8 protein-coding genes are annotated in these 10176 nt (G+C 73.4%); 5 read left to right on the forward strand and 3 right to left on the reverse strand.

All coding sequences use genetic code 11. The features are described 5' to 3' along the window. Positions 1 to 241: 241 nt before the first annotated feature. Positions 242 to 1636, reverse strand: a complete 1395-nt coding sequence (locus ACIDOF_RS32325; protein WP_409009737.1) for a pyridoxal phosphate-dependent decarboxylase family protein — start codon at positions 1634 to 1636, stop codon at positions 242 to 244. A 171-nt stretch (positions 1637 to 1807) separates the two neighbouring features. Further along, the gene (locus tag ACIDOF_RS32330; protein ID WP_409009738.1) at positions 1808 to 2572 is read right to left on the reverse strand and encodes a FadR/GntR family transcriptional regulator; all 765 of its coding nucleotides are present in this window, start codon (positions 2570 to 2572) and stop codon (positions 1808 to 1810) included. A 201-nt stretch (positions 2573 to 2773) separates the two neighbouring features. Here ACIDOF_RS32330 and ACIDOF_RS32335 point away from each other — a divergent pair, with 201 nt between their 5' ends. Beyond that, the gene (locus ACIDOF_RS32335) at positions 2774 to 4186 is read left to right on the forward strand and encodes an MFS transporter (protein ID WP_409009739.1); all 1413 of its coding nucleotides are present in this window, start codon (positions 2774 to 2776) and stop codon (positions 4184 to 4186) included. A gap of 7 nt (positions 4187 to 4193) precedes the next feature. Here ACIDOF_RS32335 and ACIDOF_RS32340 read toward each other — a convergent pair whose 3' ends face one another. After that, positions 4194 to 4889 carry a type 1 glutamine amidotransferase domain-containing protein gene (locus tag ACIDOF_RS32340; protein WP_409009740.1) on the reverse strand — a complete coding sequence of 232 codons (696 nt, stop codon included), beginning with the start codon at positions 4887 to 4889 and terminating at the stop codon, positions 4194 to 4196. Positions 4890 to 5074: 185 nt separating this feature from the next. On the opposite strand from ACIDOF_RS32340, the gene ACIDOF_RS32345 reads away from it, so the two are divergent. The 4 genes from ACIDOF_RS32345 (at position 5075) to ACIDOF_RS32360 (ending at position 10145) form a co-directional block, all read left to right on the forward strand. Further along, the gene (locus tag ACIDOF_RS32345) at positions 5075 to 6019 is read left to right on the forward strand and encodes a LysR family transcriptional regulator (protein ID WP_409009741.1); all 945 of its coding nucleotides are present in this window, start codon (positions 5075 to 5077) and stop codon (positions 6017 to 6019) included. Between the two features lie 104 nt (positions 6020 to 6123). Then, positions 6124 to 7599: a sugar porter family MFS transporter gene (locus ACIDOF_RS32350; RefSeq protein WP_409009742.1), complete on the forward strand. Its 1476-nt coding sequence runs from the start codon at positions 6124 to 6126 to the stop codon at positions 7597 to 7599. Continuing rightward, positions 7596 to 9023, forward strand: a complete 1428-nt coding sequence (gene zwf / locus ACIDOF_RS32355) for a glucose-6-phosphate dehydrogenase (RefSeq protein ID WP_409009743.1) — start codon at positions 7596 to 7598, stop codon at positions 9021 to 9023. Before ACIDOF_RS32350 ends, zwf begins: the two co-directional genes overlap by 4 nt. A gap of 54 nt (positions 9024 to 9077) precedes the next feature. After that, positions 9078 to 10145, forward strand: a complete 1068-nt coding sequence (locus tag ACIDOF_RS32360; RefSeq protein ID WP_409009744.1) for an FUSC family protein — start codon at positions 9078 to 9080, stop codon at positions 10143 to 10145. Positions 10146 to 10176: the final 31 nt, after the last annotated feature.

Here is a 10176-nt window from a genome sequence, read left to right on the forward strand (position 1 = left end):
CCCGGATCTCCCTCGTACTGGACGTACTTGGGTGATCCGGGCGTGCGGCGAGTGGGGGCACCCCCGGCCGGATGCTGGGGGAGCGTGCCAGGCGTCGCGAGCCCACGAAGATCGGGCAGACGCCCCCTGGGCCCCGCGCACGTCGACTGACGGGAACGGGGCGGGCGGGCCTGCCCCCCGACTGTCCGCGGGTTCGAATCCCGTCGGCGCCGCGGCCGTCAGGCGCGTACGGGCGGGCGTGTCAGGCCGTCATCGACGTCAGGATCGCGTCGACCGTCTCCTCCGTGATGCCCGGGTGCAGGAAGGCGAGGCGGGCGACCGTCTCGCCCTCCCAGACCGTCGGCGTCACGAACGCCGTTCCCTCGGCGAGGAGTTGACGCGACCAGGCGTAGTACTCCTCCGGCCCCCAGCCCGTACGGCGGACGAGGACGACCGACAGTTCCGGCTCGCGCAGCAGCTCGAGGCCGTCGGTTCGCTCGGTGCGGCGGGCGGTGTAGCGGGCGACCTCGAAGCCCCGGGCGACGGCGTCGCGGTAGGCGTCCGTGCCGTGGACCGAGAGGGAGAACCACAGCGGCAGTCCGCGCGGGCGGCGCGTCAGGTGGTACGCGTAGTCGCTGGGGTTCCAGTCCTCCTCGGCCTCAACCGCCCCTTGTCCGCCGGGAGTTGCGGAGGCGGCGCCGTGGATGGCGTCGAGGTAGGAGGCGTCCTGGGTGTGCACGGCGCGGGCGAGGGCCGGGTCGCGGTAGAGCAGTGCTCCGCAGTCGAACGGGGCGAACAGCCACTTGTGCGGGTCCATGACGACGGAGTCCGCGTGCTCGATGCCGCGCAGCCGGTCGCGTTCGGCGGGCACGAAGAGCGCTGCGCCGCCGTACGCCGCGTCGACGTGCAGCCACAGGCCGCGGGCGCGGGTGAGCTCGGCGACGGCTTCCAGCTCGTCGACGATGCCCGCGTTGGTGGTGCCCGCCGTGGCCACGGCCGCGACGACCGGAGCCCCGCCGTCCGCGTCGGCGGCGTCGAGCGCGGCCCGCAGCTCGTCGCCGGTGAGCCGGTGGTCCGCGGTGGCGACGACGAGCGGTTCGACGCCGAGGATGCGCAGGGTGTTGCCGACCGAGGAGTGCACCTGGTCGCTGACCGCGATGCGTACGGGGGCGTGCTCGGGCAGTCCGAGCCGGCGGCGCCCGGTGTCGCGGGCCACGACGAGCGCGGACAGGTTGCCGAGCGATCCACCGCTGACGAAGCAGCCGCCCGCGCCGTCCGGCAGCCCCGCCAACTCGGCGAGCAGGGCGAGGACTTGGTTCTCCGCGGCGACCGCGCCCGAGGCCTCCAGCCAGGAGACGCCGTGCAGCGAGGACGCGGAGAGCGCCATGTCGAACAGCGCCGCGGCCTTGGTGGGGGCGCCGGGGATGAAGGCGAGGAACGCCGGGTGGTCGCAGGACAGGACGGTCGGCTCGACGGACTCGGCGAAGGTGCGCAGGACGTCGCGCGGGTCGCGCGGTCCGGGACCGATGCCGTCCTTCAGGGCGAGCCGCAGCTCCTCGCGGTCGCCGGTCCTGCCGAGGGGCGGCGGGTCGAGCCGGAGTCGGTGCAGGAGGTGGTCCATGACCTGCTGCGTGAGGTCCTCGTCGTAAGAGTGCACAGGCCGTCTCTCCCGTTGCGCGCCGCCACAGTGGTTGGGTCCCAGCCGTTTTGGGTCTCAGCTGGATCCAATTCGGGAGGCTAAGCGGGGCCCCGGCCCGGCGTCAACCAACAGGTGCCCCGCGGGGAGGCGGACGGGGAGGCCGGCGGGGAGGCCGGCGGGGTCGAGGCGTCAGTCGCGGCCCGCGAACTGTTCGAGCAGGACGAGGAATTGGCGGTGCGAGTCCTCCAGGTGGGCCCGCATGCGGGCCTCCGCCTCGGCCCCGTCCCCGGCGAGCACGGCCAGCGCGATGGCCTCGTGCTCCTCGCGGAAGGCGAGCCCGAAGTCCCGGTCCGTCGGATAGACCCCGCTCCAGTCCGAGCCCAGCCACAGCGCGTTCCCGCCGACGAACATCTCCGCCCGCGCCCGGACCACCGCCTCGGCGAGGACCTCGTTACCGCCGGCCTCGGCGAGGCCGACGTGGAAGCGGGTGTCGGTGCGGTGGTACGCGCCGAGGTCCGTCACCTCGGTGTCCAGGAGCGCGACCAGCTCGCGCCGCGCCGCGCCCGAGCCGCGCTCGGCCGCCAGGCGGGCCGCGTACGGCTCGATGGCCTGCCGGTACTCCATGTAGTCCCGCAGCGAGGCGCGGATGCCCGCGCTGATCGCCGCCCGCGCCCGGCCGCCGCCGGATCCGGGCGGGGTGACGCGGGTGCCGCCGGAGCGGCCGAGGGTCGTCGACACCAGGCCCTCGTCGGCGAGTTCACGCAGCGCCTGGCGGACGGTGTTGCGGCCCACGCCGAAGGTGTGCGCCAGCTCGCGCTCGGTCGGCAGCCGGTCGCCGGGGGCGAAGCCGCCCAGCGCGATGCGCTGCCGCAGCGCCTCGGCGACCACCGTCCGCGAGGCCGCCTGGCGCGGGGCCTGGCCGCGCTCTTCCTCGGGCTCCTGCTTCGTACTCACGGATTCCCTCCCGCTGCACCGTGCGCGCCGCGCCCCGGCGGCCGGGCGGGCCGCCCGGCTCCCGAATCATGTTATTGGACTTGGCGCGAACCCTATTGACACCCCCCGGTGCCCGGCTTAGCGTCACCGGCGCCAGTTTTGGATCCCATCCAAACCCATACCTCTCCCCGGCCCGAGCGAGGGCCGTGAAGGAGTGTGCACATGAGCGCAGAGCGCGGCACGTCCCCGGCCACCACGACGGACCGGACCGATCCGGCGGGTGGGCCGGGTCCCGCGGACCGGGACTCCCGGCCCGTTCCCCGACGCCGGTCGAAGCCCTGGAAGGTGGCCACCGCCTCCCTCATCGGGACGAGCGTCGAGTGGTACGACTTCGGCATCTACGCCACCGCCGCGGCCCTCGTCTTCCCCGAGCTGTTCTTCCCCGACGTGAACCGCGCGCTCGGCACGCTCATGTCCTTCGCCACGCTGTTCGTCGGCGCACTCGGACGGCCGCTCGGCGCGATCGTCTTCGGGCACATCGGCGACCGCTTCGGCCGCAAGCCCGCCCTGATCTGGTCCATGCTCCTGATGGGCGGCGCCACGGTCTGCATCGGCCTGCTGCCCACGTACGACGCCATCGGCGTGACCGCGCCCGTGCTGCTGGTCGCGATCCGCATGCTGCAGTCGCTCGCGGTCGGCGGCGAGTGGGGCGGCGCGGTGCTGTTCGCGGTCGAGCACGCGCCGCCGCGGCGGAAGGCGTTCTTCGGCTCGTTCCCCCAAGTCGGCGACGGCGTCGGCTACTTCCTGTCCACCGGCGTCTTCGCCCTGGTGGCGCTCGCCGGTCACGACGCGCTCGTCGACTGGGCCTGGCGGATCCCGTTCCTGCTCTCCGCCGTCCTCGTCCTGACCGGGTTCCTCATCCGCCGCTCCATGGAGGAGTCACCGGAGTTCGAGGCGGCCAGAGCGGCCGAGCGGGCCGAGGAGAAGCAGGCGGCGCCGTTCGTGGCCGTGCTCCGCGGGGCGTGGAAGCAGTGGCTGCTCGCGTCCGGCGCGTTCCTCGTCACGGTCGGCGGCTACTACGTGGTGGTCACCTTCATGTCGACGTACGCGGTCGGCAGCCTCGGCTTCACCGACTCCCAGGCCGCCGCCGCCGGAACCGCCGCGTCCGTCGTCGTCATCGTCGCGATCCCGCTGGCCGCGATCGCCGCCGACCGGTACGGGATGAGCCGCGTGACCCTCGTCGGCATGCTGCTGCACCTGGTCGTGGCCGCGCCCATGTTCTGGCTCGCGGACACCCGGTCGGTGCCCGGCCTCTGGCTGGCGATGTGCCTGCCGATGCTCGCCAGCGCCATCGCGTACGCGGCGATCGGCACCCTCGCCTCGACCTGGTTCGAGCCGCGCGTCCGCTACACCGGGCTCTCGCTCGCGTTCCAGACGGCGGGCCTGGTCGGCACGGCGGCGCCGACCGCGGCGTCCTGGCTGTTCAGCTCCTCCGGCGACTCCTGGGTGCCGGTCGCCGCGGCCTTCGCCGGCATGGCCCTGCTCAGCTCCGTCTGCCTGATCGCCTGCGACCGGGGGCGGCGGAACGCGTCCGCTCCGGCCGCCCCCGCGCCACGGCGGGAGTCCGCGTCGTAGGCCGGCGTCAGCCCAGCTTCTTCAGCAGCTCGGCGGCGAGCGGCGCGGAGGACGCCGGGTTCTGGCCGGTGACGAGGTTGCGGTCGACGACCACGTTCACCGCCCACGGCTCGCCCGCCTTCACGTTGACGCCCGCGTCGACGAGACGGGACTGGAGCAGCCACTTCGCCTTGTCCGCGAAGCCGGCCTGCGCCTCCTCGGCGTCGGTGAACGCGGCGATGTCGTACCCGGCGAAGGCGTTGCTCCCGTCGCCCTTCGTCGCGGCGAGGAGCGCGGCCGGGCCGTGGCAGACCACGCCGAGCGGCTTGCCGGACTCCAGGGCGCGGGTGAGGAGGCGGCCCGAGGTGGCGTCGACGGCCAGGTCCTCCATCGGGCCGTGGCCGCCGGGGTAGAACACAGCGGCGTAGTCGTCGAGGTCCACGTCCTCGAGGGCGAGGGGCGACTGCAGTTCGGTGAAGGCGGCGAGGGCGTCGGCGATGCGGTCGGCGTTCTCCTGCCCGCCGTTGGCCTCGGGGGCGAGGCTGCCCTTGTCGACGGTGGGCACGACCCCGCCGGGCGTGGCGACGACGACCTCGTGGCCGGCCGCCTTGAACGCCTCGTACGGGGCGACGGCCTCCTCGGCCCAGAAGCCGGTGGGGTGCTCGGTGCCGTCGGCGAGGGTCCAGTGGTCGGCGCCGGTGAGGACGAAGAGGATCTTCGACATGGGGTGGCTCTCCGTGGGTGCGGATCCCGTACGGGATCGGGAAGCGGTACGCCGCCGACGCTTCCAGGTCGTCCGTGGTGCGGCGACCGTGGCGCGGCGACAGGCTCGACGGTAGGGCCGTCGACCCATCGGGATCCAATAGGCTCAGGCATGTGAGAGATAGGGATTCCGATGGACGGCCGGGAATGCGGCAGGGGTTGCGGCCGGGCTCGCCGTCGCCGCAGGGCAGTGGCCTGCTCGACCTGAATCTGCTGCGCACGTTCCTCGCCGTGTACCGGGCGGGCGCTTTCACCGCGGGCGCCCGCATGCTGGGCCTGTCCCAGCCGACGGTGACGACGCAGATCCGGTCCCTGGAGAGCCAGTTGGGCCGGGAGCTGTTCGAGCGGCTTTCGCGCGGCGTCGCCCCGACCCCGTTCGCCGACGAGCTGGCCGCCCGCGTCATGGAACCCCTCGACGCGCTCGGCCCGGTCGGCGGCGCCGGCGCGCTGCTCGGCGAGCAGACCGCGGAGCCCGTACATCTGGCAGGGCCCGCCGAGTACCTGACGCACTGCGTGGCGCCGACGCTCGCCCCGCTCGTCGACCGGGGCGTGCGCCTGCGCATCGCGTTCGGCCTCACCGACGACCTGCTCGACGCGCTGCGCGCCGGCCGGCACGACCTGGTCCTCGCCACGCTCCGGCCGCGCGGCCGCGCCCTCGCCTCGGTGCCGCTGACCGACGAGGAGTTCGTCCTGGTCGCCGCGCCCGCGTGGGCCGAGCGCGGCGGTGCGCGCCTCGCCGCGGAGGGCCCGGCCGCGCTGCACGGCGTGCCGCTCGTCGCGTACGCCGAGGACGTGCCGATCGTCCGCCGCTACTGGCGGCACGTGTTCGGCAAGCGCCTGACCCGGAACCCGACGGTCACCGTGCCCGACCTGCGCGCGGTCAAGGGCGCCGTCGTCGGCGGCGCCGGGTTCAGCGTGCTGCCCCGCTACCTGTGCGCCGCCGAGCTCGCCTCGGGCGCCCTCGTCCTGCTGCACGACCCGGACGACCCGCCGATCAACACCAGCTTCCTCGTGCAACGGCCCGGGGCGTCGACGAACCCGCACGTCGCGCTCGTACGCGACCACCTGCTGCGGCAGGCCCGGGAGGCCTGACCCGGGGGCCCGCACCCGTCACCCGAATGCCCACCTGAACGCGCCGTCCGCCCAGCCGGGTGACGACGATCGGCTCATCCGCCGTCGACGAGACAGGGCGCAGCATGGTTCAGGGTTTCTCCAGAGAACCGGGTACGCAGGGTCCGCTGATCGAGGCGCCGCCGAGGGCCGTCCGCAGGATCACGCAGTGGGCCGCCGCCATCGCCCTCGGCGGGTTCCTCTTCGGCTTCGACACGGGCGTCGTGTCCGGGGCGCTGCTGTACATCAAGCACGACTTCCAGCTGAACTCCTTCGAGCAGGGCAGCGTCGTCAGCGTGCTGCTCGTCGGCGCGGTGGTCGGCGCCACCGCGGCCGGCGGGCTCGCCGACCGGTTCGGCCGGCGCAAGGCGCTCGGGCTGATCGGCGCGGTGTTCGTCGTCGGCACGGCGATCGCGGCGCTGGCGGGCGGCTATCTGACGCTGATGGCCGGGCGGATCGTGCTCGGCCTGTCGGTCGGGGCGGCCTCGGCGACGGTGCCGGTGTACCTGTCGGAGATCTCCCCGACGAAGATCCGCGGCCGGCTCCTGACCATGAACCAGCTGATGATCACGGTCGGCATCCTGGTCGCGTACATGGTCAACCTGGTGTTCGCGAGCAGCGAGGCCTGGCGGTTGATGTTCGCCGTGGGCGCGGTCCCGGCGGTGCTGCTCGTCGCGGCCGCGCTGTGGTTCCTGCCGGAGTCGCCGCAGTGGCTGATCACGCACGGGCAGGCGGACGTCGCCCGCCGCGAGATCGCCGCCCTCACCGACGCGGCCACCGCGGACACGCTCGTCGCGCGGGTGCAGCGGCGGGTGGCCGAGGAGCGGAAGAAGCAGGCACGGCGCGAGGCGGAGGGCGCACAGGCCCGGAAGCGGCTGTTCGCCCCCGATGTGCGGCCGGCCCTGATCGTCGGCCTGACGCTCGCCGCCGTGCAGCAGTTCGGCGGCATCAACACGATCATCTACTACGCCCCGACGATCATCGAGCAGACCGGACTCAACGCCTCCAACGCGATCCTCTACTCGGTGTTCATCGGCCTCATCAACCTGGTGATGACCGTGGTCGCGATCCGGCTCGTCGACAAGGCGGGGCGGCGGCCGATGGTGCTCGTCTCGCTCGGGATCATGGCCGTGTCGATCTTCCTGCTCGGTCTCGCGTTCGTCGTGGACATGAACTCGACGCTGACGCTGCTGTTCATGGTGGTCTACATCGCGGCGTTCGCGGGCGGCCTCGGCCCGGTGTTCTGGACGCTGATCGGCGAGATCTTCCCGCCGTCCGTGCGGGCGGAGGGCTCCAGTCTGTCGACGGCCGTCAACTGGGTCTCGAACTTCGTCGTCAGCCTCGCGTTCCTGCCGCTCGCGAGCGCGCTCGGCCAGGGCGAGACGTTCTGGATCTTCGCGGCGATCTGTGTGTTCGCGTTCTTCTTCGTCCACCGCTATCTGCCCGAGACGCGGGGCCGGGACGCCGAACAGATCGACGCCGCCCTGCAGTCCCGATTCGGCCGTACGACGGGCGGCGAGCCCGGCGCGGCCGTGCCCTCCCGGAAAGGACCGTCCGCATGAGCGACACCCTCGTCGACTCCGCCGACCTGGAGGACTCGGACGCCCTGGTCCTCTTCGGCATCACCGGCGACCTGGCCAAGAAGATGCTGCTCCCGGCCCTGTACCGGCTCACCGAGAACGGCCGGCTCACCGTGCCCGTCGTCGGGGTGGCCGCCGGACCCTGGGACGACGAGCGGCTCCGCGCGCACGCCCGGGCGGCGGTCGTGTCGGCGGTGCCCGACTTCGACGAGAAGGTCTTCGCCCGGCTCGCCGCGCGCCTGTCCATCGTGCCCGGCGACTTCACCGACCCGGACACGTTCGCGCGGCTGCGGGCGGCCGTCGAGCCGTACGGGTTCGTCACCCACTATCTGGCCGTGCCGCCCGGCCTGTTCACGACCGTCGCGCAGGCGCTGGCCGACGCGGGCCTCAACCGCCGCTCGCGGCTCGTCGTGGAGAAGCCGTTCGGCCACGACACCGCGTCCGCACGGCAGTTGCAGGCCGAGCTCGGCGCCTGCTTCGACGACCGGCATCTGCTGCGCGTCGACCACTTCCTCGGCAACGACGCGGTGGAGAGCCTGATGGTGGCCCGCTTCGCGAACACGCTGCTCGCGCCGATCTGGCACCGCGCCTACGTCGACAACGTGCAGATCACGCTCGCCGAGGACTTCGACGTCGCCGACCGCGGCTCGTTCTACGACTCCGTGGGCTGTCTGCGCGACGTCGTCCAGAACCACATGCTGCAGATCCTCACCTACCTGGCGATGGACCCGCCGAACGTCTCGCAGGCCAGTGCCCTCGCCCTGGAGAAGTGGCGGGTCCTGCACGCGACCCGCTCGATGGACCCGGCCGCCACGGTCCGCGGCCAGTACCGCGGCTACCTGGACGTGGAGGGCGTCAAACCGGACTCCACGACCGAGACGTACTTCGCGACCACCCTGTTCATCGACAACTGGCGCTGGTCCGGGGTGCCGTTCCACCTGCGCAGCGGCAAGTCCCTCGCCGTCACCGCGACCGAGGTGGTCGTCGAACTGCGCCGCCCGCCCCTCGAACTCTTCGGCGGCGACGCGTCGGGGACCGCGCCCAACCTGATCCGCTTCCGCGTCGACGGCGACACCGGCATCCGCGCCGACCTGATGCTGCGCAAACCCGAGGAAGGCGTGGAACGCCCGGTCACGGTGCCCGTCGGCGTCGACTTCGCGTCCGTCCTCGGCCGCCAGGAACTGCCGTACGAGAACATCCTGTACGGCGCCGTGGTGGGCGATCCGGAGACGTTCGCGTTCTTCCCGGTGATCCTGGAGTGCTGGCGCATCTGCGAACCGCTGCTCTCCCCCACCGCCCCTCCCCTGCCGTACGAGCAAGGGAGTTGGGGTCCGGAGGCGGCGGAGCGGCTGCCGGGGCTGCGGGCCTGGCACCAGCCGGGGCGGCGGTTGTTCGGCGAGGCCTGAGGGGCTCCTCGGGTGAGCCGGGTGTGGGGGCGTCTCAGGGAGAACGTGTGGCCGGTGCTGCAGCAGGCCGTGGCCGCGACCCTGTCGTGGTGGATCGCCCGGATCGTCTTCGACCACCACCTCCCGCTGTTCGCGCCGATCGCGACCCTCGTGGCCCTCAACACGGCGCTCGGCGGGCGCGGGACGAACGCGGTGCGGGTGGTGTTCGGCGTCGTCATCGGCGTCGTCGTCGGGCAGGCGGCGTTCACGCTGCTCGGTGCGGGTACGACGGCGGTCGGGGTCGCCGTCCTGTGCGCGCTGCTCGTCGCGTTGGCGGTCGACGGGGAGCGCATCACCATGGCGCAGGCGGCCGTCGGCGCGGTCATCTCCGTCGCCGCCGGGCAGCAGGCGGGCGTCGACCGGGTCCTTGACGCGCTCCTCGGCGGCGGCGTGGCCCTGGTCTTCAGCCAACTCCTGTTCCCCGCCCACCCGTTGGCCCTGCTGCGCCGGGCGGAGGCCGGAACGCTGACCGGGCTCGGGCGGGCGCTCGAACTCACGGCGCGGGTCCTGGAGTCCGACGAGGCGGACGAGGCGGCTCAGGGGCCCGCCGGGGCGTCCGGCACCTGGGACGAGGTGCGCACGGTCTACGCCCACCTCAACGACCTCGGCCGGGCCCGCACCGACACCGTCACCCTCGCCCGCCGTACGCTCCACTGGCGCCGCGGAACGGAACCGATCGGCCGTGAACTCGCCTCGGCCGCGCGGCTCGACCTGCTCGGCAACAGCTGCCTGACCCTCATCCGCGGCGCCCTCGCCCTCGACCCCGCCCACCGGCAGCGGTTCGCCCCCACCGTACGGGAACTGTCGGCCGTACTCGACGCGTTGGCGTCGGCTCCGGGCAGCCGGGCCGTCCGCCGGTTCGCCATCGGGTGGGCGTTGAACATCGTGCGGAACGCCCCGGACGCCGGCCCGGCGCGCACGGTCGGCGTGTGGGAGGGCGTGCGGCTCGCGGTGGAGGACGTGCTGGTGTTCGCCGGGGCCGACGCCGAGGCGGCCGAGCGGGCGGTCCGGGACGGCGCGGAGGCGGTACCGGTGGCGGACCCGCCGAGGATGCGGCGGGCACGCAGACGCCCCCTGCGGTGAGGTTCACCGCAGGGGGCGACGGCGGCTCTCG

The organism is Streptomyces sp. Da 82-17 (genome assembly GCF_046098215.1).
Taxonomy (GTDB): Bacteria; Actinomycetota; Actinomycetes; order Streptomycetales; family Streptomycetaceae; genus Streptomyces.